Genomic DNA, 25,933 nt, shown 5'->3' on the forward strand with positions numbered 1-25,933 from the left:
ATGAACTGTCCTTTTGGACAGCAAGCCGGAACGACGCCTGCGAGGCCGTCGGGCGACCTGTCCCTGAGTTCTCATCCACACCCGCGCAAACCCGTCCAGCAAGACAGATGACCCAGCGCTCCCTCGCCGCGCCAGCGGCCGGCGCCGCGAGTGAGCGCTGGCGAACCCGCGCAGCGCCCCCTCCGCAAGGGGGGCCAGGCAGCCCGGCGGCGGTCGGGCGTCGTGTAGCAATCGGTGGCGGGCGGCCGAGGCGAGATCTCCGGCGCTGGCCGCCGGGGGCGCCGGGGCGCGGGCTCCGCCGGTCCTAAGCCGTGCGCTCGGCTTGTTTCGCCGGCGCCGCTCGTGCTAGGTTGCTGCGTGCTCGCCCACGGGCGCCTGGAGAGCAGCCATGTCCGCTTCTGAAATCGCCGACAACAAGTGGGAGCTCGAAGCTTCCAAGCCCCCGGTCTCCGACGTCGGAGGCATCCTGCAGATCGTCGTCGTCGGGGCCTTCACCCTCATGTTCGCCTGGATGATGCTCTTCACCTTCCAGGGCATCTTCGGCGGCAAGCGCGAGACCCTGGCCGACCAGTACGGCAACCTCACGGTCGACGGCAAGAAGAAGGAAGCGGCTCCCGCTCCCGCTCCCGCTCCCGCCGAGTAGGCCCGGCCGCTCAGGCCCCGCGAACGCCGATGAACGCGAGCATCTGACCGATGCCCGCGCCGTCGCGACGATAGCTGAAGTACCGCTCCGGGTGCCGGCAGGTGCACCCGCCGACGCGCTCGATGCTGTCCTTCGGAACACCTGCCGCCTCCAGCTGAGCCCGGACCGCCGCCACCAGATCGACGTGTGGCCGCGCGCCGGGCTCTCGGCGTACGTGCTCCCGGGCGAATTGCTCGGCGACCTCCTCGCCGACCTCGAACGCCTCGACCTCGATGCACGGACCGATCGCCGCGACCAGCTGCGACGGCTCGACCCCGTCCTCCGCCAGCGCCGCGACGGTCGCTCCGACCACGTTGGCCACCGTCCCGCGCCAGCCGCTGTGGATCGCCGCGACCGCCGTCGCTGCGCGGTCGGCCAGCAGCACCGGCACGCAGTCGGCCGTCATCACTCCGACCACCAGCGGCCCGTCGCTCGCGCGGGCCCACAGCGCGTCGCCCTCCGCGCCCGGCGTCACCGCCGAGACGCGCCAGGCCGCCGCCCCGTGGACCTGCCGCACCATTCGCAATTGTTCGGGCGCGAAGCCGCCGGCCGCAGCGACGCGGCGCAGGTTCTCGTCGACGTTGCCGGGTTCGTCGCCCCAGCGACGGCCGAGGTTGAGGCTCTCGAAGCGACCGCGGCTGACGCCGCCGGTGCGATCGGTGAAGCCGTGGACGAGACGCGGGGAGGCGAACAGCGCGGCGCGGGCGAGCACCACGAACTCTTATTGTTCCGCGCCGCCGAGCGCAACAATCAGCGCGCGCAGCTCGGGCGGCAGGCGACTCTCGAAGTCGAGCTCGGCGTCGGAGAGCGGGTGGCGGAACCCGAGCCCCTCATGATTGTTCCGCGCCGCCGAGCGCAACAATCAGCGCGCGCAGCTCGGGCGGCAGGCGACTCTCGAAGTCGAGCTCGGCGTCGGAGAGCGGGTGGCGGAACCCGAGCACCGCGGCGTGCAGCGCGTGACGCCCGAGGCCCTCGGCGAGCGTCCGGATCGCCGGAGGGCCGCCGAGGCCGCCGTAGAGCGCGTCGCCGACGATCGGATGACCGAGCATGCGGCAGTGCATGCGGATCTGATGGGTCCGCCCGGTCTCGAGCCGGAACGCGAGCACCGCCGCGCCGTGGAGCCGCTGCAGCGTGCGCACGTGCGTCACGGCGCGTCGGCCGTCGCTCGCGTCCCAGGTGAAGCGGCGACGGTCGATCGGGTCACGCGCGTGGCCGGTGCGCAGCGTCTTCTCGGCGAACGCCGGCGCGTCGCGCACCACTCCGAGGTAGCGGCGCCGCAACGAGTGCCGGCGAAACTGCGCTGCCAGCCCCTCCTGCGCCTGCATGTGCTTGGCCACCACCAGCAGCCCGCTGGTGTCGCGGTCGAGGCGATGCACGATGCCGGGGCGGGTCGCGTCGTTGCCGGGCAGCACCGGCAACGCCTCTGCTCCAATCCCCAGGTGGTGCAGCACCGCGTTGACGAGCGTCCCGTGCGAGTGCCCGGGACCGGCGTGGACCACCATCCCGGCCGGCTTGTCGATCACCAGCAGGTGTTCGTCCTCGAACACCACCTGCAGCGGCAGCGCCTCGGGCGTCGCATGCAGCGGCTCGGGCGCCTGCAGCTCGACCTCGACCTCGACCTCGGCGTCGACCAGACGGGACGCCTTCAGCGCCCCCCCACCGGCCGCGCACACCTTGCCGGCCGCGAAGGCGCGGGCCAGCTGCGAGCGCGTGCAGGGGCTCCCGCGGCGAGCGAGCTCGGCGACGAGAGCCTGGTCGAGGCGACGCCCCAAGGCGTCGGTTCCGAGGTGGAGGCGCAGGCCCGAAGCCTACCAGATGTGGGTCTTGAGGCTCGCCATCGGCTTGATCACGCGGTCGACGATGGCGCGGTCGTAGTAGTTCTTGCGGAACAGCTCGGGCGTCACGCGGCCGCGGAACAGGTCACGGCCCTCCATGATCTCTTCTCCGAGGGCATCGAAGAAGTTGTCGTTGATCAGCGCCTCTTCGATCTTCTGCTTGTTGTAGAGCTGGATGTCCGAGGCGATCGCTCGGGCGAGCTGCTGCGCGCGGGCGTCGTTGTCGATGGGCGTGGCTGCCATGCCGCGAGGATGCCACAGCGCCGCGGCCCCCGCCAAGTCGCCGCAATTTCGCCGGCTCGCTTGCTGAAAACGCCCCTCTTCGTAAGCGACCGGGGATCTCGACCTCGGAGCCGACCTGGCCGGCTCCGAAGAGCGCTTCCGAGGACCCCGGAACCCGGCGGCGACCTGCCTGACGCACTTGAAGAAGCGCGGGCTCCGTCATCACCGCCGCGGCAAGAGCGGCTGTCCTACTTCAAAATCCTCGCTACGCGACCGCAGTTCGGCGGGACGGGCGCGAATCCATCTTTGCATACACCCATTCGCGGCGCGGGAGACGCCCTCTCTCCTCCCCGCTGCCCGACTGTTGTCCTGGTCATCCAGCCGCCTGCGCGAGCTGTCGTGAGCCCGAGAGGGAACGCCAGGTCGGGCGGCCGTCCCGACGCCGGCGCCGAGCTGACGGACGCCCGCGTCACGCCTCGTTCTCGTTCATGAGCGTGCGATAGGCCGCCGACCGCTGCAGTTCGCCGATGTCGGGCTCGGCGGCGATCCGCCAGCGCGGCGAGCCGAGCTCGAGGGCGCGCCGGAAGTGCTGCAGCGCCTCGTCGTCGCGGCCGAGCCGCGCCAGCGCGACACCCAGGTTTTGCTGCGCCCATTCGTAGTCGGGCTCGGCGGCGATCGTCGCCGCGTGGATCTCCGCCGCGCGCGTCGGCTCGCCCGAGTCGGTGAAGAACGTGCCGATGTTGTCGCGCAAGATCACCCAACCTGGCCGAAGGGCCAGACCATACTCCGCGCAGGCCAGCGCCCGCGTGCGGTCGCCCAGGCGCGACCAGGCGCACGCGCGCAAGTTCCAGGCGTGCGGGCACTCCTCCTTGTGCCGGTCGAGGTGGGCCAGCGCGCCAGCCGGATCTGCGAGCTCGAGCTTCGTGACAGCGAGCTTCAACCGCACGGACGGACAGTCCGGGAACTCCGCGAGCACCTCGTCGCACCGCGCGAACGCGGACGCTCGCTCCTCGGCCAGCAGCTCGTCGTCGATCGTCTTCAGCGACGCGACGACATCCTCCCGGGTCCAGCGGCCGCTGCGGGCGAGCATGTGTTCGAGCAGGCCTTGCCGACGTTCGATGTACTCGTGCAGCTCGCGGACGGCGTCGCCGGTCCAGCGGGGGTCCTCGTCGAACCTGACCTCGAGCGCGGCAGCCCGGCGGGCATCGCCCTCGACCGCGGCGCTGGAGATCGCCCAGAGCAGCTCGGACGAGGTATCGTCGGAGTCGGGGTCGGCCGCGAGGTGCCGGCGCCGGAGCTCCTGCGCGACCGCGAGCGCCTCACCGGGGCGCCCTTGCCGGACGAGGGCGCGTGCGAGGTGCTCGAGGTGCTGGTTTGAGCAGAGCTCATCACGTCGACGGGCGATCTCCCGGTCCAGCCAGTGCTCGTACCACGCAGTGAAGGTGCGCCCGATCCGGACGGCGCCCGGATCGCCGAACATCCATACCTCGCCCCGACGCTCGCCCGTGAGGACCAACAGCACGTCGAGACCGCAACCATTCGTGCCGAGAGTCAGGCAGCCGTCGCGGTCGCTCCAATCCGCGGGCATGTCGGTCGCGAGGTGATGCACGATCTGTCCGCTCGCGCCGTCCGCCAGCTCGTTGCGCAGCACCCACTCGACGTCGTGGACGCTCGTGTCCTCCGCGGCCCCGCGCACCGCCGGACCCGTGAGCACGAACGGGCGCTCGGGGCGGCTCTCCTGCAACGCTTGCGACAGTCGGTACAGCGGATAGCTCGTGGGCCCGGCGCCGCCGTTGCCGAGCTGCGTGAGGAACAGTGCGTAGTCCTCCGGCAGTTCGACGTCGTACTCGCGCTCGAACGCTCGCAGCGCCTCGGCGCTCAGGCGCGGGCGCAGGGCGTAGTCATGAGGCCTCGGTAGCCCGCGCGCGCCGTACTCGCGCAGCTTGGCGAGCTTGCTCGCGAGGCTCTCGTGGCGCCCGCGCGAGGTCGACGGGGCAGTCGTCGAGCTCTTCGTCGCCAGCCCGAAGGCCTCGTCCCGGTGCGGCACGTCGAGCCAGACCGCGAGGTCGCGACCGAAGTGGCTCACCCAGGCTGCGTCCGACATCAGCAAGTCGTTGTAGTTGTACGTCGGGTCGGCTTGTGCGACGGCGTCGCGCTCCTCGAGCACCACCTCGTCGCCGCCGCTCCGCTCGAGCCGCACGCCGCGACCGATCCAGTCGTGCGTCACGAACGACACGACCGCCCGCACTTCTTCCGGACGCACCCCCGTGTCGCCGACGCGCAGCCATGATCGTGTCGCGTCGAGCCGGACCGCCTCGCGTGACCACACGACGCAGCCGAGCTCGTCGGCGACCCACACGAACGCGTGCCCGCCGTACCAGGCGCCGACCCGCAGCCCGTGACGACGCCACTCGGCCTCCGTCGCCTCGCGGTCGCCGGTGCACTGGGTCTGCGCGAGCAGCCGCGCGCCCGCGGCGGAGATCGCGAAGACCCCGCACGCAAGCTCGTCGGGCCGCGAGACGTCCCACGCCGTGAGCTTCGGCCCCGGGAGCGCCAGCGCCTCCTCGACGGTCAGCTTCGACACCTGCGCATGATACCGGACCGCCGCCGAGGAGAGCGCGCGTCCCCTCGATCCACGAATCGCACCGACAACGGGCGAGCGCGCTCGCGGCCGAACTGCACTCGCGGCGAATCACAGGAACAGCCGCAGCGCCCGCTGCAGGAACTGCCGGAACGCGCTGGTCGTGGCCGCCAGCGGCAGCGCCGGGAGCACCCCGAACAGCACCAGCGCCAGCACGTCGCGGGCCTCGAGCGGCACCAGCCGGAGCGCACGGATGCGGGCGTGGCTGGCGGCCAGATCTGCGAGCGACTGGACGTCGGAGGTCCCGAGCAGTGGTTCGTCGGCCGGCCGCGACGGATCGAGCCACTTCGCCTCGAATTGCTGGCAGTAACGGCTGCCCAGGACCCCGTACTTCAACAACCCGCGCAGCTTCACCCGCAGGAGCGTCGGTACCACCACGCACAGCGGCCCCACGACGCTCAGGAGCCCGAGGATCAGCGCCGCGAGGTAGCTGGAGTGGTACCGCTCGAGCGTGGCGCCGGCGAACAGGATCCGCGTGGCGATCGCGCCGGCGACCACTGCATTCGCGGCGAACACGAGGATCCCGAACGGCAAGTGGTTGTCGCCGAGGAAGCCGAGCCCGCCGGCGCGATCGGGGTGCGTGGCGGTGAGCTGCAGATCGAGGCGCGACACCCGGCGCAGGAATCGGCCCCAGACGAACAGCCGGTGGAACCAGCGATAGAGGAGGAAGTGAAACAGCGGCAACGAGACCAGCGCGAACCACCGACCTGCGAGAGTGAGCCGCGGAGTCGCCGACTGGAAGTGCCAGGTGTCCTCCGCCTGGCCTCCGGCGAGGGACATCACGCCCGCGGTGGTGAGGTAGGCCGCCGCGAGGACGATGAAGGCAGCGACCCGCGAGTCACGGGCGCGGCGCGCGGCCACGAGGACGCCGGCGAACAGCGAGCGATCTTCGACGCGCACGAGGTCGGCGGCGATGAACTGCGCGGTGCAGCGATCGAGGCGGGCGCCGATCGGCAGCTCGGCCAACAAGAGCAGGGGCACTGCGACGAGGAAACGGACGTGCGTGGTGAGGTCGTGCAGAAACGGCAGAGCCGCGCCGCCGACCAGCACGCCCTCCGCGGCAGAGAGGACCAGGAGCGGCAACCATGCGAACAGGACCACGCGGACGACCCCCGCGACCGCGCGACCTCGCAGCGGCGCGACGCCGAGCCGCCGCAGCGCGCCAGCGCCGGGTCCGCCATCGACCCAGAACAGCTCTTCGGGGATGTCGCCGCAAGCGGACCGAGCCTCGCGCATGCGCCCTAGCGTGAGCGCCGATCGACCGCCCCGGGGCGGACGCTGCACGTAGCGGCGCCGCAGCCGGTCCTCGCCCGCCGGGTCGGGGCCGTGCCCGCGCGTTCGCGGCCGGCGCCCGAGGTCGCAAGGATATTGAACATGTCCTGAAGGACAGACCCTCTCGCGACCGAACGCCCGCCCGGCTGCAACTCTCCGCCCGCGAGCGCCCGGCTCGCGCGGACCCCCGGTAGCGACACCCGAGGACATGCCCCAAAGGTCAGCCTCGAGAACCCCACCCGGCCCCGGCGGAACGCCCGGCTCTCGCGGAACCCCGGTGGCGACGGCCGAGGACATGTCCTGAAGGTCAGCCTCGAGCGCCCCGCCCGGCCCCGGCTCTCCGCCCGCGAGCGCCCGACGCCCGCGGAGCCCCCGGTAGCGACAAGCGATGACATGCCCCAAAGGTCAGACTAGAACCCCGCCCCGCCCCGCCGCCCGCGAGCGCCCGAACGGCCCGCCCAGTTGCAGATCTCCGCCCGCTCGCCGCCGCGCCTCCCTGCGGCGACGACCGACTCGCCGGCAAATTGTCTCGACCGCGGCGCGGGGGCTCTCTCGCGCCTGCGAGGCGAGTATCCTCCTCGTCATGATCGCCGCGATCGCCGGGGACATCATCGGCTCGGTGCACGAGCGCGCCAACATCAAGCGCACCGACTTCACCCTCTTCAAGTCGAACAGTAGCTTCACCGACGACACAGTGATGACCCTCGCGGTCGCCGACTGCATCTTGCACCGCAAGCCGTACGCTCAGACCTTGCGGGAGTACGGGCGTCGCTACCCTGGTCGCGGCTACGGCGGCATGTTCCGCAAGTGGCTCGCGGACGACGCCATGGGTCCGTATCAGAGCTTCGGCAACGGCTCGGCGATGCGGGCCAGCCCGGTCGGCTTCGCCATGCGCAACCTCGACGACGTGCTGTCCGAGGCGCGCGCGAGCGCCTTGCCGACGCACGACCACCCCGAGGGCATCAAGGGCGCGCAGGCCCTCGCGGTCGCGGTGTTCCTCGCCCGCCACGGCGCCGACAAGGCGAAGATCCGCGACGACATCGAGGACCGCTTCGGCTACGACCTCCATCGCCACGTCGCTGCGATCCGCCCCGGCTACGCGTTCGACGTCACCTGCCAGGGCTCCGTCCCCGAGGCGATCGTGGCCTTCCTCGACAGCGAAGACGTCGAGTCGGCGATCCGCCTGGCGATCTCGCTCGGCGGCGACGCCGACACGCTCGCGTGCATGGCCGGGGCGGTGGCGCAGGCCTTCTACAAGGAGGTGCCGCCGGCCATCGTCGCCGAGGTCGAGGCGCGACTCAGGCCGGAGCTGTGGCAGCTTACGCAGGAATTCTGCGCCCGCTTTCGGGTCCCGGCCTGAGGACGCCCGGCGCCGAAGAAATCACCGCGAGGACCGAGCTCCGACGAAGCTCCGCGAACGCCCCGCGAGATCGACGAAGCTTCACTCACGAGCGACGGCGGCGATCGATCGGCCGCCACCTCTCGCGAGCGACCGTTGAAGATCGTTCAACCGCAGCCGGGCGCCCTCGTCTTCGAGCCCACCGGCCTCGTCGGCACCACCGGCGGCGTCGCCTCCGGCTCGCGCCGCGCGGCCCCTGCGGGCTTCGGAACAGCGATCGGCGCCGCTGGAACGGCCTCGTCGGCGGCGGCCGCGAAAATCCGTTCGCCGACCCGGCCTCGCGGACGCGCCTGCTACCATCTGCGCCGCGTGTCCGGGTCGAACCTCTACGCCAGTCTGAGCTCGCTGCTCGCCGCCGCGGTCGCCGCCGCGATCGGCATCAGCGTCTATCTGCGCGACCGCTCGCGGGTGCAGTTCTCGCGGTTCTTCGCCTTCTGCCTCAGCCTGTGTCTGTTCCACCTCGCGCGCTTCTTCGCCGGCTTGCCGAGCTTGCCGCGCTCGCAGTGGGTGGCCGACACCTTGAGTCTGCTGCTGCCGCTGATGGCCGACCGCTTCCTCTCCGGCTTCTTCCCCGCCGCCGGTCCGGCGCCGGGGCGCAACCCGGTGCAGGGGCCGCTCCTCGGCGTCCTGCTGGTGATCCAGGTGATCGCGCTGGTGTTCCCGCAGCTCGCGGAGGAGCCGTGGTGGGTCGTCGTCGACGTCAGCATCAAGATCTACGTCGTCGGCGGCCTCTTCTTCGCCGTCATGCGGATGTGGCGAGCCGCTCGCGCCGCCGAGGGCACGGCCGCCGGGCCGCGCCTGCGCTACCTGTTCTACGCCGCCTTGCTCGCGCTCGCTCTCGGGCAGCCGGGCATCCCCGTCATCGGCCCGATCGTCACCGCAGTCTACCTGTACTTCATGGCGCAGACGCTGACGCGCGAGCGTCTGCTCGACCTGCCGGAGATCCTGGGGCGGATCGCCAGCATGACGCTGCTCGTCATCACGGTCACCGCGGTCTACGCCGCGCTGGTGCTGTGGGTGCCGTGGACCTTCGCCGGCGAGCCGATGCTGCTCGTCTTCAACACCTTGCTGGCCTCGTTCGCGGTGCTCGTGCTCATCGACCCGCTGCGCACCGAGCTCGATCGGCGGCTCGAGAGCTGGCTGTTCCACGACCGCACCGTCTTGCGGGCCCTGCTCGACCGCCTGCGGCGGCGGCTCGTCAACCTCATCGACCCCGACGAGATGGTCCGCGTCGTCATGAACACCTTGCGCGGGTCCGAGCGAGTCACCCGGGCCTCGCTGTTCCTGCTCGACCGCCAGGGTTCGGCGCTGCGGCTGCGCGGACACACCGGCGCGACCACGCCGCCGCCCAGCCTCGACCTCGCGACCCGACGGCCCTTGCTCGAGCGCATGCGTCAGAGCGGGCCGCTCCTCCGCGACGTGCTCGAGCGGCAGCGCGAGCGGGCCAACAACGAGCTGAAGGCCGAGCTCGACGAGTGCCTCGACACCTTCGCCGAGGTCGGCGCCAGCCTCGCCCTGCCGATCCGCGGCCTCGCGGGCGAGCAGCTCGACGGCGGTCCGCCGCGGCTGCACCTGCTCGGCGTCCTCTTCGTCGACGACGAGCGCCTGCTCGAGCCGTTCTCGCGCGAGGAGGTCGAGCTGTTCGAGGGCGTGGTGGCCCAGGCGGCGGTGATGATCGAGAACTCGACCGTCTTCGAGCAGCGCAAGGAGCGCGACCGACTGGCCGCGCTCGGCGAGATGGCCGCCGGTCTGGCCCACGAGATCCGCAACCCGCTCGGGGCGATCAAGGGCGCCGTCCAGGTCGTCGAGCCTGGGCTGCAGAACGCAGACCCGACCACGCGTGAGTTCCTCGGCGTGATCGTCGAGGAGGTCGAGCGGCTCAACCGCGTCGTCACCCAATTCCTCACCTACTCGCGGCCGTTCAGCGGGCAGATGGGTCCGGTCGTGCTCGGCGAGGTCGTCGTCACCACCCTGCGCCTGCTCGACGAGGACGCCCGCGGGCGGGTCACTGTCACCCAGGCCGCGAACTTGCCGCCGGTCCGCGGCGACGCCGAGGCGCTGCGCCAGGTCCTGCTCAACCTCCTGCGCAACGCCTTCGACGCGCTGGCCGGTCAGACTCCGCCGGGGCGGGTGTTCGTGTCGCTCGGCCTGCGGCGGCACGGCCTGGGCAGCGGCGACGCGGTCACGCTGACGGTCCGCGACAACGGCCCCGGGTTCGCCCCCGGCGCGCTGGCCAACCTGTTCGTCCCCTTCCACACCACCAAGGCGGCGGGCACCGGGCTGGGGCTGCCCATCAGCCAGCGGATCGTGGAGAATCACCGCGGGCTCATCGAGGTCAGCGCCCCCGAGGGCGGCGGCGCCCAGTTCACGATCGTCCTGCCCGTCCACGCTCAGCCGCGCGCCGAGGCGCCGACCTGAAACGACTTCCTTCGCTCGCGTCCCAATCTGCTCCTTCAGACAGGTTCATCTTGTCCCAAGTACAACACCGGATCCTCCTCGTCGACGACGAACCCAACCTGCGCAAGGTCCTCGGCGCGCTGCTCAAGCAGCTCGGCTTCGAGGTCCACGCCGAGAACGACGGCGCCGCCGCGCTGGCGCGGGTGCGGACCGCGCCGCCGGGGACCTTCGACGTCGTGATCACCGACCTGCGCATGCCGAACCTCGACGGCATGGGCCTGCTCAAGGCGTTGCAGGTGCACGAGCCGGGCCTGCCGGTGATCCTGTTGACGGCGCACGGCAGCATCGACAGCGCGGTCGAGGCGGTGAAGCTCGGCGCCTTCGACTACCTGGAGAAGCCGTTCGACAAGGACCAGATCCACCAGATCGTGCAGAAGGCGATCACGACGCGCGAGCGGTCCGGGCCGACGATCCAGCCGAGCCCGCCGCCCGGCGAGATCACCGACCCGTGCGCCGCGGCCGGCATGGTCGGGCGCTCGCCCTCGATGCAGACGATCCGCGAGATCGTCGCCACCGTCGCCGCCAGCCCCTCGACCGTGCTCATCGCCGGCGAGAGCGGCACCGGCAAGGAGCTGGTGGCCCGCGCGCTCCACCTCGGCTCGGCGCGGCGCAGCCAGCCGTTCATCAAGGTCAACTGCGCCGCGATCCCCGGCGGCCTGGTCGAAAGCGAGCTCTTCGGCCACGAGCGCGGCGCCTTCACCGGCGCCGTCAGCTCGCGCGCCGGTCGCTTCGAGCTGGCCGACGGCGGCACCCTCTTCCTCGACGAGGTCAGCGAGATCCCCAAGGAGATCCAGGTCAAGCTGCTGCGCGCGATCCAGGAGTCGGAGTTCGAGCGGGTCGGCGGCGTCAAGACCCTGCACGTCAACGTGCGGCTGATCGCGGCCACCAACCGCAACCTCGAGGAGCTCATCCGCGACGGCCAGTTCCGCGAAGACCTGTACTACCGGCTCAACGTCGTGCCGATCCACCTGCCGGCGCTGCGCGAGCGGCTCGAGGACCTGCCGTCTCTCGTCTCGCACTTCGTGCAGCGCTGCAACGAGCGGCTGGGCAAGACCGTGCAGGGGCTGACGCCGGCGGCCCTGGCGGCGCTCGAGCGCTACCCGTGGCCGGGCAACATCCGCGAGCTCGAGAACCTGATGGAGCGGATGGTGTTGTTCGCCTCGGGGCCGCTGATCGACGAGGACGACCTGCCGGACGCCTACGCCGGCGAGGCGGGCGCGAGCGCGCCGGCGGCCGCGGAATCGAGCGCGCGCCTCAGCGAGCCGGGCGACCGCCAGATCCGGCTGCCGCTCTCGAGCCTGGGCCAGGACCTCAAGGAGGCGGTCAAGGCGGGCTCGCGGCTGGTCGAGGAGGCGCTGATCCGCGAGGCCCTGGCGAAGACCGACGGCAACGTCACCCGCTCGGCCCGCGCTCTCGGGATCAGCCGCCGCAGCCTGCAGTCCAAGATGAAGGAGCTCGGCCTGCGCGAGAGCCCCGACGAGGGCGGGCCGAAGGGGTCGCCGTCGCAGCCGGCGAGTTGAGGCGACCCCCGAAGCCGAGACCGGGCGAGGCGGCGATCACAGCAGATCTCGCCCACACGCCCGCACGCCGCGCTCGAGCCCGCCGCGCGGGCTCCGCGAGGCCGTGGCGGCCTCTTGCGGCCGCCAGGCGGCCGGAAACGTGGTCGAGGCCGCGTGAAAGGGTCCCTTCGCCCCGGTTTTTCGCCGCGGCGCAGGCGGCTTGCGGCGCCGCAATCGGGGTCGGGATCGTGGCTGGCCCGGCCGCTTCGGCCCAGGAATGTTGACGCTGCCGGCCGCGCGCTGGTAGCGTGCAGCGACCCCTCTTGAGGTGCTCCCTATGCGGAAACTGTGCCGCCTCCTGCCCGTCCTGACTCTTCTCGGCGCGGTCGCTCTTGCCCCCACGGCGAACGCCGCGGAGGTCACGCGAGTGGCGAGCTCTTTCGACGGCGACAACAAGTTCGATTTCCACTTCGGGGTCGGTTACGACTTCAACTTCAAGCAGGCGGCGATCCTCCGCGAGTGGAGTGACCCGAACAACCCGAAGAGCACCATGGTGCGCGACCTGCTGTACCGGCAGATGCGGCACGTGGTGACGCCGACGATGGAGATCGGTCTCTACAAGGACCTCGCCATCTACGCGGCCCTGCCGATCGTCGTCAGCGACCAGCGGACCTACGGCTTCGACCAGCAGGCCGAGCCCTGCGTCTACGCCCCGGACGCCAGCGGCACCAACCCGGCGACCTGCGTCCGCCACGACAACAGCACCACGATCCGCGACGGCATCATCCCGCGCGACGGCTTCAACGCCATGAACCCGTCGAGCCCGTTCGGGGCGTTCGGCGGCATGGACACCCAGACGATCTTCAAGGGCGCCAACCGCTACGGCCTCGACCAGCTGATCGTCGGCCTGAAGATCGGCGTCCTGAACCAGGACCGCCTGTCGCACATGCCGAAATGGGTCATCGGCCTCGAGGGTCGCTTCGCCGTCGGCCGGCCGATGACCTTCTCGCGCGACACCGTCGACGCCGACCCGGCCGGTAACCACCGCGTCGGCCGCGGCACCCACGAGCTCGGCGTGTGGACCGCCCTGTCGCGGCGCTACCGCTTCCTCGACCCGTTCTTCACCGCGTGGTGGTACCAGGCCATCCGCGCCAACAACTCCGAGTTCAAGAACTACGGCGCGACGCAGGACCGCATCAACCCGCAGTCCAACGTCGGCGTGTCGTTCGGCACCGAGATCGTTCCGTTCGAGCGCAAGGCCAAGGGCCAGAAGGTCGCGCTCAACCTGCGCGGCCTGGCGATGCTCAAGTACGGCGGCCGCGGCTACAGCGAGGCGTGGGAGCTGTTCGCCGACAGCCCGGCGCTGGTCGGCACCTACCAGCCCGGGCAGGCCGGCCTCGAGTGCGACCGCGGCGCGGTCGACCAGGTGATCCAGTACGCCAAGGACAACCCGCAGGACGGCGACCCGCTGGGCAACTCCGGCGTCACCGGCAGCGCCGGCGGCCGCGGCTGCCAGAGCTTCAACGGCATCACCAACATCCAGGACTTCGCCACCTTCGGCCTCAACATCGCGCTGCACGCCCAGCTCAGCAAGTACGCGATGCTGATGATCGGCACCACGCTGACCACCGACACCCGCCACCTCATCACCGCGGCCAGCCGCGGCAAGGCGGCGATCGGCGGCGACCCCAACCTCGTCGACCAGCCGCAGGAGATCAACCCGGTCCGCCGCGACGTGATCGACCAGGTCGGCCGCCGCTACGCCGTCGGCGACGTGTTCGGCGCCATGGGCTACTTCCGCTTCCTGCTCACCTTCTGAGCTCCCTTCCGAACGAGAGCTGCCCCTTCAGACATGTCCGGACGGCCCTGGCCGCCCGGACATGTTCGTTTAAGCAGGCCGATGCTCGCGCCGTTCGTCCAGGAGGACATGCCTCGAGGGACATGTAGCCGCCTGCCCCTTCGGCCAGCTCACTCGCCGGCGCCGCGGCGCAGCGCCCCGAGCTGCTCGTAGATCGCCCGCGCCTCGAGCCCCGTGAGCGCGGCGATCTGCTTGGCCTTCTCGCGCGGCTTCAGCCCCGGGTCGCACACCAGCTGCCACAGCGCCCGCGCGGCGTCCTGCGCCGGATCGCCCGCCGACTGCGCCTGCGTGCTGCCGCCGAGCACCAGCGTCACCTCGCCGCGCAGCGCCTCGTCGACCGTCGCGGCCAGTTCGGCCAGCGAGCCGCGCAGGACCTCCTGATGTTGCTTCGTCAGCTCGCGACCGATCGCCACTCGCCGGCTGTCCGCGTCGGGCAGGGCAGCCGCCAGGTCGCGCAGCAGGGCCGGCACGCGGTTGCCGGCCTCGTACAGCAGCACGGTGCCGCGCTCGCGGGCGATCGACTCGAGCCGCTCGGCCCGCTCGGGCCCGCCGCGCGGCAGGAAGCCCAGGAAGCGCACGTCGTCGGCGGGCAGGCCGCTGAGGCACAGGGCCACCGCCGCGGCCGTCGGCCCCGGCACCACGTCGACCGGGTAGCCGGCCTCGACCGCGGCCTGGACCAGGCGCAGGCCCGGGTCGCTCCACACCGGCAGCCCCGCCTCCGACACGTACGCGACCACCTTGCCGCGCGCGAGGTTGTCGAGCAGCAGGGCGACGCGCTCGCCCTCGTTGGCGACGAAGCAGCTGATCCGCGGCGGCAGGGTCGCCCCCTCGCCGAGCAGGCGCAGCGGGCTGCGGGTGTCCTCGCAGAACAGCACGTCGGCGCCGACGATCGCCTCGCGGGCGCGCGGGCTGAGGTCGCCGCGATTGCCGAGCGGCGTGCCGACCAGCACCAGCTTGCCCGGCGCGTCGGCGCTCATTCGTGACCCAGCGCGATCTGGACCGCATCACCGAGCTCGGCCTGGAGGAACTCGCGGAGGCGCAGGACCATCCGCTTCTCGAGCTGCCGCGCCCGCTCGCGGCTGACGCCCCAGCGGTCGCCGAGCTCCTGCAGCGTGATCGGCTCGTCGGCGACGATGCGGTCGCGGAAGATCTCGAGCTCGCGACCCGACAGCGTGGCGCCGAAGCGGCGCAGCTTGGCGTGGAGGATGTCCTTGAACTCGGTCGACTCGACCTCGACCTCGGGGTCGTCGCTGCTGTCCTCGATGATGTCCATGCGCGTGCGACCGTCGTCCTCGTCGCCGCCGCCGGTGAGCGGGGCGTCGAGCGACATGTCGGGGGCCGACAGGCGGCGGTCCATCTCGATGACCTCGGCCTCGCTGACGTCGAGGGCGGCGGCGATGCGCTCGGGGGTGGGGTCGACGCCGGCCTGCTTGAGGCGGTCGACCTGCTTGCGCAGGTTGAAGAACAGCTTGCGCTGGTTCTGGGTGGTGCCGATCTTCACCAGGCGCCAGTTGTTGAGGATGAACTTGAGGATGTAGGCGCGGATCCACCAGCCCGAGTAGGTCGAGAGCTTGACCCCGCGGTAGGGGTCGAACTTCTTCACCGCCTGGATCAGGCCGACGTTGCCCTCCTGGACCAGGTCGAGCAGGTTCTGGTAGGCGCGCTTGTATTCGTGGGCGATCTTCACCACCAGGCGCAGGTTGGAGGTCACCAGCTGCTTGGCCGCCTCGGCGTCGCCCTGCTCGACCCACCGCACCGCCAGCGCGTGCTCCTCCTCGCGCGTCAGCAGCGGGTGGCGGCGGACCTCCGCCATGTACTGGCCCATCGGGTCGCGGCGGACCAGCGCCGTCGTCGGCGCGGCCTGGGCCTGCGGCTCGGCGGGGCGCACCCCGATCTCCGCCTCGATGAGGTCGAGCTCGGCGTCGGTCGCCGGCTCGGTCTCGGACAACACCTCCTCGACCTCGTCCTCGTCCTCGTCCTCCGGCTCGGGCTCGGCGGCCACCGGCGCGGCCTTCACGGGCAAGACCTTGTCGGCGGGCGCCTCGACATCGACGACCGCCGGCGCCTTGCGCGGGGACTTCTCGGACGAGCTGCGCTTCGGTTGAGACATTTCCGGGCGGAGTCTACGCCGCCGCTCGCCATCTTTGACAGGTCGGCGGAGGTTCGCTCGTGCGCGACCTCCGGGAGGCGACCCCGGGGCCCATCCCGCGGTTTCGGCCGCTGCGCTGCGCCGCCACCGCGCGGCGCCGGCCCGCCTACACGCGCCCGGCTGCCTCGCGGTGGCCATCGCAGTTTCCCCCCACTACACTGGCGATCGTGATCGCTCCGCTTCGTGGTCGACTCGGCCGGGCCTCCACCCCGGCCATCGTCTTCGGCTCCTTTGCCCTGGCGCTCGGGCTCACCGCCGTGCAGGACAGCGAGGCGCTGGCCCAGCGCAGCGAGGCGCGCGCCCCGGCTCGCGCCGCCGCCCAGGCCTACGACGCCACCGACCTGCGGATCCTCGACTGGACCTTGTGGTACGTCGCCAAGTACTACGTCGAGCCCGAGCGCATCGACCCGCACCGGATGACGATCGCGGGCCTGGAGGGCCTCGAGCAGGCGATCCCGCAGGTTTTGGTGGAGCCGCTCGGGGGCGGCAAGAAGGCCACGCGGGTCAAGGTCCGCGTCGGCACCGCCGAGCAGGAGTTCGAGCTCGGCAGCGTCGACGCGCTGTGGGCCGTCGGCACCCACGTGCGCGACGTGTTCCGCTTCATCGCCCGCCACACCACCCTGACGGACGACGACCGGCGCGACGCCGAGTACGCGATCGTCGAGGGCGTCCTCGGCACGCTCGACCCGCACACCAACCTGCTGCGGCCCGACGAGTTCGACGTCATGAAGACCAGCACGAAGGGCAGCTTCGGCGGTCTCGGCATCGAGGTCGGCATGCGCGACGGCATGATCACCGTGATCCGGGTGATCGACGGCAACCCGGCGAGCAAGGCGGGCATCGAGTCGGGCGACCGGATCGTCCAGATCGACGAGGAGTCGACGGTGACGATGTCGCTGAACGAGGCGGTCGACCACATGCGCGGCGAGCCCGGCACCGCGGTCGCGCTGCACATCCGCCGCGAGGGCGTCGACAAGCCCAAGCGCTTCCGCATCACCCGCGACGTCATCACCCTCGACAGCGTCACCGGCACGGTGCTGCCGGGCGTCAACAACGAGGGCCAGCCGGTCAAGGTCGGCCTGGTCCAGATCCAGCGCAACTTCGCCCAGACCACCGGCAAGGAGCTGCGGGCCAAGCTGGCCGAGTTCGAGAAGGCCGGGGTCCGCGGCATCGTCCTCGACATGCGCGACAACCCGGGCGGCCTGCTCACCGCCGCGGTCGAGGTCGCGGACGCGTTCCTCAAGTCGGGCGTGATCGTCTCGACCGTCGGCCCCGGCGCCCCGCGCGAGGACCTCACCGCCGACGACCGCTACGACTTCGCCGACGTGCCGGTGGTGGTGCTCATCGACCAGGGCTCGGCGAGCGCGACGGAGATCGTCGCCGGCGCCCTGCGCAACCTCGGCCGCGCGGTCCTGCTCGGCCGCCGCACCTTCGGCAAGGGCTCGGTGCAGGTGCTGCACGACCGCAAGGTCGCCGACAAGGAGCTCGCGCTCAAGCTGACGATCGCCCAGTACCTCACCCCCGGCGACGTCTCGATCCAGTCGGTCGGCGTCAGCCCGGATCTGGAGACCCTGCCGGTCGTCGTCACCAAGGACTTCGTCGCCTACCACGGCCGCAAGCGCTTCGACCTGGTGCGCGAGGAGTCGCTGGCCTCGCACCTCACCTCGACCAAGGCCGACCCGTCGCAGAAGATCACCGCCGGCCCGCTCTACTTCCTCAGCAACGCATTCGTCCCGGACGACGACGGCAACGACGACAAGTCCGAGGCAGCCCGGCAGAAGGAGCGCGACAAGGTGCGCGCGGCCAAGACCGACAAGGCCGGCAACCCGACGGTCGACGCGCTGCTCGAGGACCCGGAGATCCGCATGGCCCGCGACCTGGTGGTGTGGGCGCCGTCGCCGTCGCGCGACGCGATCCTCTCCAAGATCGGCGACTTCGTCGCCAAGGAGACGGCGGTCGAGGAGAAGCGGCTGACGGAGGCGTTCGCCAAGCGCGGCATCGACTGGAGCCCGGGCACCGCGCCCGAGGCCGGCAAGGGCGCCGTGCTGCGGATGACGGTCAAGACCGACAAGAAGGACAACACCGTCCTCGCTGGCGAGACCGGCATCGTCACCGTCAGCGTCACCAACGAGGGCACGGCCCCGGCCTACCAGGTCCGCGCCTTCTCCGACTCCGACTACTCCTACTTCGACGAGCGCGAGCTGCTGCTCGGCCGCATCGACCCCGGCCAGACGCGCACCGCGACCGCCAAGGTCAACGTCAGCGAGCACGAGCTGTCGCGCACCGACCGCATGGAGCTGCAGCTGTTCGACCGCCACGGCTCGACGGTCTCGCCCAGCTCCCAGCGCTTCATCGACATCAGCAGCGCCGGCATCCCACGCCCCGACTTCTCGCTGGCCTACCAGCTGCTCGACGACCCGCGCGCCGGCGCCAACATCCACGGCAACGGCGACGGCGCGCTGCAGGTCGGCGAGCGCGTGCGCCTGCGGGTCCACGTGCGCAACAGCGGCGAGGGCCAGGCGCTCGACGCCTGGGTCAACCTCAAGAACATGAACGGCGACGCGGTGTTCCTGCACACCGGCCGCGAGCAGCTGAAGGCGATGCCGACCGGCGACGGCCGCGTGGTCGAGTTCGACTTCGAGGTGAAGAAGGCGCCGACCGAGGGCGAGGTCAAGCTGCAGCTGTCGGCCCACGACGCGAAGATCGGCGTGGCGCTGGCGCAGAAGCTCCACTTCCCGCTGGCCCAGAGCACGGTCACGGTGGCGCCCGCCACCGGCACCGCCGCCTGCGAGAAGGTCTGCGACCTCGTGCAGAGCCCGCTGGCCGCCGACCAGGTCGTCGCCCGCGCCGAGCCCGGCTCGGGCCTCAAGGTCACCGGCCGCGCCGACGGCTGGCTGCGCGTCGACCTCGACGGCAAGCGCTTCGCCTTCGTCAAGGACACCCAGGCGAAGCTCGGCGAGCGGGGCGGCAAGCCGAAGATCACCGACGTGTTCGCCATCAGCCCGCCGCGGATCTCCCTCGCCGCGAGCCCGAGCCAGACCGCCGACCAACGCATGAAGGTCAGCGGCACGATCACCGACAGCGAGGCCGTCCGCGACGTCTTCATCACCGTCGTCAACCCGTCGCGCGACCTGTTCGGCAAGGCCGAGAAGGTGTTCTACCAGGCCGCCGCCAACCCGAAGGACGGCAAGCTCGAGTTCTCCGCCGACATCCCGCTGACCCCGGGCAACAACTTCATCGAGGTCCGCGCCCGCGAAGACGACGACGTCAGCGCCGCCAAGCACATGTGGGTGCTGCGCACGAGCGGCCTCGAGGAGGCCCGCTCCAACGAGCTCCACAAGTCGAGCAGCAAGCTCAGCGTCGATACCCTGGCGAAGTGAACCCTCCGCGGCTCTGCGGGCTCGACTTCGAGTCCCGCAGAGCCTCGCGCGTCCGCTGGCGCGGAGCCCGAAGAGCCCCGCGCGTCCGCTGGCGCGGGGCCCGAAGAGCGTCGAGAGGCGAGCGAGGGGCGACGTGGCGGGCCCCTCGCGACGGGAGACCTGCCACGCCACAGGCTCGGCGCGGAGTGCCCGATAGGGCATGTCCGAAGATGCATCCCGCGCCTCCGCGTGAGGCATGGGGCCCCTCCCTGCGTCCCACCGCGCCGCCCCTCGCTCGCCTCAAGAAGATCGTCGCCGGCCCCGCTCGTCCGACCTCGCCGAACACTCGCCGAACACGAAGAGCTGCGAGTGCATGCTCCGAATGGAGCCGAGAGGGGGTGGCGTGATGCCGCTCCACTACCAGGAGCCCCGCGCCCGCTACCCTCCCGGCGCTGTTCCGCGGCGACAACCTCGGCAAGATGGTGATCCCCCGGGTAGGTGGAACGGGTGTGACCAGGTTCCACGAACCTGTCCTTCAGGTCACACCTTCTCGGGCCTGCGCCTCGCCTCGGCGAGGGCCCGTCGCGCCCTGAAAAGATGTCCTTGAGGACATGCCCGATGGGCTGGCTCGCTTGCTCCGCCAGGGCGGCCGCGGGTACCGTGGCGAGCGTGCGTACCCCCGACGAACAAAACTTTCACCTGCTCTTCCTCGACCGCCTGCTGACCCGCGAGCGCGTCACCCCCGACGAACTCGAGGCGTTCGTGCGCGAGGGAGTCGACCTCGAGGCCCTGCGCAAACAAGCGCGGGAGGAGGGCATCCCCGGCGAGAAGAAAGCCGCGCTGGCCGTGATCGCCCGCCTCTCCGAGTACCCGGTCAGCGACGAGGACCTCGCCGGGATCAGAACCCTGGCGACCGACGGCGGTGACGAGATTTACATGTTCATCGAGGGCCGACTGACGGGCATCGACACCGGCGGCGAGGAGGACTGGTACGACACCAAGGGCTCGCCGGACATCCGCCGCTGCGTCAACGTCACCACGGTGCTGGCCGACTGCTACTTCCAGGGCATCGACTGCGCGCTGCTGACCGAGCTACCGGCCCTGACCGAGGTGAACCTCGGGCGCTTCTGGTCGAACGCGGAGGCGCTGCTGCGCGTGCCGACGCTGAAGAGCGTGAAGGCGAGCCAGCCGCTGCCGGAGCAGCTCGTCGCCGACCTGCAAGCGCGCGGCGTCGAGGTCGAGGCGCCGGGCGCCGCGACAAGTGACGACGACGACGACGACGCTGGCGATGACGACTGAGCTCACGGCGAGGGCAGGCGCGTCACCGCCTCTGCGGTGACACGCCCGCCGCCTCGGCTCACTTCTTCTCGGCGAGCTTGATCGAGCCGAGGTCGAAGACCTCGCCCTCTTTCATCGCGGCGTTCATGGCGAAGCCGAGGGTCGTCTGCCACTTGCTGCCGACCCTCACGGCCACGCCGTACTCGCCGAGCGGCACCTCGGCGAAGCTCCACACGCCCTCGGCGTCGGTCTTGCCGGAGAACCGGACCGGCTGGTCGGCGCACGGCGTCTTCGTGTAGATGAAGCCCGGGTTCGGGCACACCTCGAGCGTGGCGTTGGCGACCGGCTTGCCGTCGTTGTCGATGATGGTGCCCTTGAGGCCGCCCTTGCGCACCTCGCCGACGCCGGGGAGTTCGGCCGGGCCGCTGCCGACGACGAGGATGCTCTTGATCTCGCCGGCGATCTCCGGCGCCGCGCCGCTCGCCCACTCGTGCTTGGTGCCGTCCGGGTCGACGATCGTCAGGCCGCCGTCGGTGCCGACCCACACGCGCCCGCTGTCGTCGGCGCCCACCGCCCAGATCGACCCCTTTTTAAAGGATTTGCCGCTGCGGAGCGCCTGCAGCTTGCCGTCGGCCGGGTTCCTCGCGGTCACCTTGTCGACGTCGATGAGCGCGAGGTGGCCGTCGGTGCTGACCGAGAGCTCGCTGTACGAGCCCGCGCCGCCGAGCTTCAGCTTCGTGGCCGGCTGTCCGTCGACGAGCTGGAACACGCTGTCCATGCCCATCGCGTACACGCTGCCGTCGGGCGCGAGCGCCATTCGAGTGAGGTAGTACGGGCTGCGAGCCTTGGCGGGCTTGAGGTCGACCGCCTTCCACGCGTCGCCCTCGCGGACGAACACTTTCTGGCTGGTGGCCAGCCACGGCTTGCCTGCCCGGTCGACGGCGATCGCCTGCGGAAAATCGTCGGCAGCCAGGGCGAGCACCGTGACGGCCTCGCTGGTCCAAGCCTTGCCGTCGAAGTGGTCGATCGCACTGAAGGTGGCGCTCCAGATCTGCCCATCGGCCGCGACCGCGTAGTCGGTCGACGAGTTGGGCTGCCGGGTGTCCGCATCGCCGACCACGACCGTGAAACCATCGTTGTCGAGCCGGCCGATCTGCGAGTAGTTGGCGGCGTATACCTTGCCGTCGGCGCCGACCTTCAGCTGCTTGTACGAACCGGAGTCGGCGCCCTTCACCGGCGTGAACTTGCCGCCGTCGAGCCGCACGATGCCCTTCTTCTCGACGGCGATGAACGCCGGCCCGGGCGCGCCCGCGGTGATCGTCAGCGGCGCAGCCGGCTTGGCCTGCTCGGCCTTCGCCTCGGGCTCGGCGTCCGGCTTCGCCTCGGCCTTGGCCTCGACCTTCGTCTCGGTCTTCGCCTCGACCTTCGTCTCGGTCTTCGCCTCGACCTTCGCCGGCGGCTCCGTCTTCTTCGCCGCGGGGGTCGGCGTCGACGGGGCGCCGTCACAGGCGGTCATCCATAGCGGGAGGGCACACAACAACAGTTTCGTCCTGGGGGTCGGCACGCGGCGATCTTGCCAGCCCGAACTGCGCTGTCAACGCCGACTGTCCTTCGAGCCATCCCAGCTGGAAGGACATGTTTTTAGGGACATGTCCTTACGGTCGCTCTTCGCGGACGCGCGGGGGCGGCGGTCCCCAAAGACGAAGGGCCGCGCCGGCGTGTGCCGGGCGGCCCTTCGGGCGAGCGGAGACGCAGCGGCTCAGCTCGCCTCTTTCTTCACCTCGCCGTCGTTGGCGTAGACGACCACGGGCTGCTTGCCCTGGAGGATGCAGTCCTCGTTGACGACGACCTCGCGGATGTTGCCCTGGCTGGGGATCTCGTACATCACGTCGAGCATCGCCCGCTCGAGGATGGTCCGCAGGCCGCGGGCGCCGGCCTTCTGCGCGCGGGCCTTCTGGGCGACCGCCTTGAGGGCGCCGTCGGTGAACTTGAGGCCGACGCCGTCGATGCCGAGCAGGCGCTCGTACTGCTTGACCAGCGCGTTCTTGGGCTGGGTGAGGATGGCGACCAGCGCCGCCTCGTCGAGGTCATGCAGCGGGGCGACGATGGGCAGGCGGCCGATGAACTCGGGGATGAGGCCGAACTTCATCAGGTCTTCGCTCTGGACCTGCTGCAGGAGCTCCCACTGACGCAGCTCCTTCTTCTGCCCGTGCTGCACGCCGAAGCCCATCGTCTTGGCGCTGATGCGGTGGTCGATGATGTCCTCGAGGCCCGCGAACGCGCCGCCGCAGATGAACAGGATGTTGGTCGTGTCGACCTGCAGAAAATCCTGCTGCGGGTGCTTGCGCCCGCCCTTGGGCGGCACGCTGCTGATGGTGCCCTCGAGGATCTTCAGCAGCGCCTGCTGCACGCCCTCGCCCGACACGTCCCTGGTGATCGACGGGTTTTCGCCCTTGCGCGCGATCTTGTCGATCTCGTCGATGTAGACGATGCCCCGCTGCGCCCGCTCGATGTCGTGGTCGGCGTTCTGCAGCAGGTTGACGATGATGTTCTCGACGTCCTCGCCGACGTAGCCGGCCTCGGTCAGGCTGGTGGCGTCGGCGATGGCGAACGGCACGTCGAGGATGCGCGCCAGCGTCTGCGCCATCAACGTCTTGCCCGAGCCGGTCGGGCCGAGCAGCAGGATGTTGCTCTTCTGCAGCTCGGTCTCGTCGGGCAGCTTCTTGGCGTTGATGCGCTTGTAGTGGTTGTAGACCGCGACGCTGATGGTCTTCTTGGCCAGCTCTTGGCCGATGATGTAGTCGTCGAGGACCTTGCGGATGTCCTTCGGCTTCGGGATCTTCGCGCTGACGTCGGCCCGCTCCTCCTTCTGGACCTCCTCGGCGAGGATGTCGTTGCAGAGCGAGATGCACTCGTCGCAGATGTAGACCGAAGGGCCGGCGATCAGCTTCTTCACCTCCTTCTGCGACTTGCCGCAGAAGGAGCAGCTCAGGTTCCCGTTGTTATCGCGCTTGGAGCTCATGGGTTCCCCCCCGTCGGCGTGGGCCGCTCCTTCCGCGGCCGGCTGAGCACCTCGTCGATGAGCCCGTAGCTCTTGGCCGTCTGCGGGTCCATGAACTTGTCGCGCTCGGTGTCACGCAGGATATCGTCGACCGTCTTCCCGCTGTGCTCGGCGAGGATCGCGTTCAAGATGGCCTTGAGGCGCCGGATCTCGAGCGCCTGGATCTCGATGTCGGTCGCCTGGCCCTGCACCCCGCCCGACGGCTGGTGGATCATGATGCGCGCGTTGGGCAGCGCGAAGCGCTTGCCAGGGGCCCCGCCGGCCACCAGCACCGCGCCCATCGAGGCCGCCTGGCCGATGCAGTAGGTGGCGACGTCGCAGCGCACGTGCTGCATGGTGTCGTAGATGCCCAGGCCCGCCGTCACGACGCCGCCCGGGGAGTTGATGTACATCGTGATGTCCTTCTCCGGGTCCTCCGACTCGAGGAACAGGAGCTGGGCGATGACGACGTTGGCGACCTGATCGTTGATCCCGGTGCCGAGGAAGATGATCCGGTCCTTGAGGAGCCGGCTGTAGATGTCCCACGAGCGCTCGCCGCGGTGCGTCTGCTCGATGACGAATGGGATGTTTGCGACCGGGCCCAGGTCTTCGTGGTGATTCATGCGGCGGCTCCGCGCTCCTTCTAGGTGTCTCGGCTATCGTGACCGCCTCGCCGCGGCGATGCAAGGCCCCAGAACGCGCAAGCGCTTCACCACTTTCTCACCGTGGATCGAGAAAGCGGCTGGAGCCACCCGAAGGTGGCTCCTGCTCGACGTTCGGCGCGCTCGGCACCGGCGCGCGGCGCGACTCGGTCGTCAGGTCGCGGCGGTCTCGCCGCTAGACTCCGACGCGGCCGGCGCCTCCGGCGACGGATCGGGCGCCTCGGTGACCTCGGCCTTGCTCATCAGGAAGTCGAGGATCTTCTCCTCGCGGAGCTGCGCGCGCAGGAGCAGCAGCTGGTTGTTCTTCTCCATCGTCGCGCGCAGGCGATCGATGTTCTGGTTGCGCTCGGCCGCCATCTCCTTCAGCTCGGCCTCGACCTCTTCCTCGGCGACGACGATGTTCTCGGCCTTGCCGATCGCGTCGAGGAGCAGGAACGCCTTGACGTTGAACAGCGCCTGGGGCCGGTACTGCGAGCTGAGCTGCTGCTCGGTGACGCCGAGCCGCTGGAGGGTGAGGCCCTGCTGCTGGACCTGACGCTTGAACAGGTCGACCTGCGCCGCGACCTCGCGGGCGACCAGCGACGGCGCGACCTCGAAGCTGTTGCGCTGAAGGAGGACCTCGACGAGCCGCTTGCGAGCGTCGCGCTCGGCCTCGTTCTTGTCCTCCTCGAGCAGGCGCTCGCTGAACTTGGCCTTGAGCGCGTCGAGGCTGTCGGCCTCGCCGGTGTCGCGGGCGAAGTCGTCGTCGAGGGCGGGGACGTGCTTCTCGCGGACGTCGCGGAAGCCGATCGTCAGCACCGCCTCGTGGCCGCGCAGCTCCTGCTTGAGGCGCTCCTGCGTGGGGCTGAAGCGCACGACCTGGGTCTTGCCGACCTGGTCGAGGGTGATGTCGGCGAGCGCGGCGGCGAGGCCCGGGATGTACTCGTTCTCGGTCTCGCCGATGTCGACGCGGAGATCCTTGCGCGCGATCTTCTGCGGGCCGATGGTCCCGTCGAGGTCGACGGTCCACACGTCGCCCGGCTGGGTCGCGGTGCGCTCGCTGCCCTCGGCGAGCGGGCGCAGCTCGGTGAGCTCCTCCTGCTTGGCCTTGAGCTCGGCGGCGATCTTGGCCTCGTCGGCGGCCGCGGGCCGGCGACGCACGGCGATGCCGGTGTAGTCCTTGGGGGTGATCTCGGGCGGGACCTCGAAGCGCGCGGCGTACTTGAAGGTCTCGTCCTTGTTGAGCGTGCCTTCCTCGAGCACCGGCTGCGTCAGCGGCACCTTGCTGTGCTGCGTGACGGCGGCCTGGAAGGTCTCGTCGACGAGCTCGCGCGCGAGCTCCTCACGCACACCCTTGCCGAACATACGCTCGAGCATGTGCGGCGGCACCTTGCCCGGACGGAAGCCGGGCAGGCGAGCCTTGCCCTGCAGGTCGCGCAGCTTGGTGGCGAACCGAGGCGAGATCTCCGCCCACGGGATTTGCACACGCACGCGGCACTCGACCGCACTGATCCTCTCGATTTGACTTTCCATGACGAGCGAAAGCGGGGACGGTCCAGTACCAGAGGGCCGTCACGATCACAAGTCGACGCGCTCACGGC

Annotated in this window: 18 protein-coding genes; 7 read left to right on the forward strand and 11 right to left on the reverse strand. The window is 70.6% G+C overall.

Features of this window, described 5'->3' with window-relative positions; genetic code table 11:
- Window positions 1-388 precede the first annotated feature (388 nt).
- A complete protein-coding gene (locus O0S08_RS43030; protein ID WP_269035343.1) occupies window positions 389-643 on the forward strand; it encodes a hypothetical protein in 255 nt (84 codons plus the stop codon).
- Between the two features lie 10 nt (window positions 644-653).
- Here O0S08_RS43030 and pgeF read toward each other — a convergent pair whose 3' ends face one another.
- From pgeF to O0S08_RS43055, 5 genes are all read right to left on the reverse strand, one after another.
- Entirely contained in the window at window positions 654-1,394 is a 741-nt protein-coding gene (pgeF, locus tag O0S08_RS43035; protein WP_269035344.1) for a peptidoglycan editing factor PgeF, read from the reverse strand.
- Window positions 1,395-1,512: 118 nt separating this feature from the next.
- On the reverse strand, window positions 1,513-2,454 hold the full coding sequence (locus O0S08_RS43040; protein WP_269035345.1) for an RluA family pseudouridine synthase: 942 nt from the start codon (window positions 2,452-2,454) through the stop codon (window positions 1,513-1,515).
- A 36-nt stretch (window positions 2,455-2,490) separates the two neighbouring features.
- The gene (locus tag O0S08_RS43045) at window positions 2,491-2,760 is read right to left on the reverse strand and encodes a hypothetical protein (RefSeq protein ID WP_096328116.1); all 270 of its coding nucleotides are present in this window, start codon (window positions 2,758-2,760) and stop codon (window positions 2,491-2,493) included.
- 448 nt (window positions 2,761-3,208) lie between these two features.
- Complete coding sequence (locus O0S08_RS43050; protein ID WP_269035346.1) at window positions 3,209-5,323, reverse strand: tetratricopeptide repeat protein; 2,115 nt, start codon at window positions 5,321-5,323, stop codon at window positions 3,209-3,211.
- Between the two features lie 108 nt (window positions 5,324-5,431).
- Complete coding sequence (locus O0S08_RS43055; RefSeq protein ID WP_269035347.1) at window positions 5,432-6,616, reverse strand: hypothetical protein; 1,185 nt, start codon at window positions 6,614-6,616, stop codon at window positions 5,432-5,434.
- Window positions 6,617-7,235: 619 nt separating this feature from the next.
- Here O0S08_RS43055 and O0S08_RS43060 point away from each other — a divergent pair.
- The 4 genes from O0S08_RS43060 to O0S08_RS43075 all read left to right on the forward strand — a co-directional run bounded on the left by O0S08_RS43060 (window position 7,236) and on the right by O0S08_RS43075 (window position 13,826).
- Window positions 7,236-8,012 carry an ADP-ribosylglycohydrolase family protein gene (locus O0S08_RS43060; protein WP_269035348.1) on the forward strand — a complete coding sequence of 259 codons (777 nt, stop codon included), beginning with the start codon at window positions 7,236-7,238 and terminating at the stop codon, window positions 8,010-8,012.
- Between the two features lie 348 nt (window positions 8,013-8,360).
- Window positions 8,361-10,469, forward strand: coding sequence for a sensor histidine kinase (locus tag O0S08_RS43065; RefSeq protein ID WP_269035349.1), 2,109 nt, complete (start codon window positions 8,361-8,363; stop codon window positions 10,467-10,469).
- A 50-nt stretch (window positions 10,470-10,519) separates the two neighbouring features.
- A complete protein-coding gene (locus tag O0S08_RS43070; protein WP_269035350.1) occupies window positions 10,520-12,028 on the forward strand; it encodes a sigma-54-dependent transcriptional regulator in 1,509 nt (502 codons plus the stop codon).
- Between the two features lie 406 nt (window positions 12,029-12,434).
- Window positions 12,435-13,826 (forward strand): hypothetical protein, encoded by a 1,392-nt coding sequence (locus O0S08_RS43075; RefSeq protein WP_269035351.1) that lies wholly within the window; start codon window positions 12,435-12,437, stop codon window positions 13,824-13,826.
- 149 nt (window positions 13,827-13,975) lie between these two features.
- On the opposite strand, the gene rsmI is transcribed toward O0S08_RS43075, so the two are convergent.
- Window positions 13,976-14,842 (reverse strand): 16S rRNA (cytidine(1402)-2'-O)-methyltransferase, encoded by an 867-nt coding sequence (gene rsmI, locus O0S08_RS43080; RefSeq protein ID WP_269035352.1) that lies wholly within the window; start codon window positions 14,840-14,842, stop codon window positions 13,976-13,978.
- Window positions 14,839-15,975, reverse strand: coding sequence for an RNA polymerase factor sigma-32 (locus tag O0S08_RS43085; protein WP_269035353.1), 1,137 nt, complete (start codon window positions 15,973-15,975; stop codon window positions 14,839-14,841). Before O0S08_RS43085 ends, rsmI begins: the two co-directional genes overlap by 4 nt.
- Window positions 15,976-16,181: 206 nt before the next feature.
- On the opposite strand from O0S08_RS43085, the gene O0S08_RS43090 reads away from it, so the two are divergent.
- Both O0S08_RS43090 and O0S08_RS43095 read left to right on the forward strand, forming a co-directional pair.
- Window positions 16,182-19,394 (forward strand): MXAN_5808 family serine peptidase, encoded by a 3,213-nt coding sequence (locus O0S08_RS43090; protein ID WP_269035354.1) that lies wholly within the window; start codon window positions 16,182-16,184, stop codon window positions 19,392-19,394.
- A gap of 648 nt (window positions 19,395-20,042) precedes the next feature.
- Window positions 20,043-20,672, forward strand: coding sequence for a DUF6892 domain-containing protein (locus O0S08_RS43095; protein ID WP_269035355.1), 630 nt, complete (start codon window positions 20,043-20,045; stop codon window positions 20,670-20,672).
- 58 nt (window positions 20,673-20,730) lie between these two features.
- Here the strand turns inward: O0S08_RS43095 and O0S08_RS43100 are convergent, their stop codons facing one another.
- From O0S08_RS43100 to tig, 4 genes are all read right to left on the reverse strand, one after another.
- Complete coding sequence (locus O0S08_RS43100) at window positions 20,731-22,167, reverse strand: hypothetical protein (RefSeq protein ID WP_269035356.1); 1,437 nt, start codon at window positions 22,165-22,167, stop codon at window positions 20,731-20,733.
- A gap of 243 nt (window positions 22,168-22,410) precedes the next feature.
- Window positions 22,411-23,673 carry an ATP-dependent Clp protease ATP-binding subunit ClpX gene (gene clpX, locus O0S08_RS43105; protein ID WP_224195150.1) on the reverse strand — a complete coding sequence of 421 codons (1,263 nt, stop codon included), beginning with the start codon at window positions 23,671-23,673 and terminating at the stop codon, window positions 22,411-22,413.
- Window positions 23,670-24,314: an ATP-dependent Clp endopeptidase proteolytic subunit ClpP gene (gene clpP, locus O0S08_RS43110; protein ID WP_269035357.1), complete on the reverse strand. Its 645-nt coding sequence runs from the start codon at window positions 24,312-24,314 to the stop codon at window positions 23,670-23,672. The genes clpX and clpP overlap by 4 nt, the downstream gene beginning before the upstream one ends.
- Window positions 24,315-24,506: 192 nt before the next feature.
- On the reverse strand, window positions 24,507-25,865 hold the full coding sequence (tig, locus tag O0S08_RS43115) for a trigger factor (protein ID WP_269035358.1): 1,359 nt from the start codon (window positions 25,863-25,865) through the stop codon (window positions 24,507-24,509).
- Window positions 25,866-25,933: the final 68 nt, after the last annotated feature.

Source organism: Nannocystis punicea (assembly GCF_026965555.1).
Classification (GTDB): Bacteria; Myxococcota_A; Polyangia; order Nannocystales; family Nannocystaceae; genus Nannocystis; species Nannocystis punicea.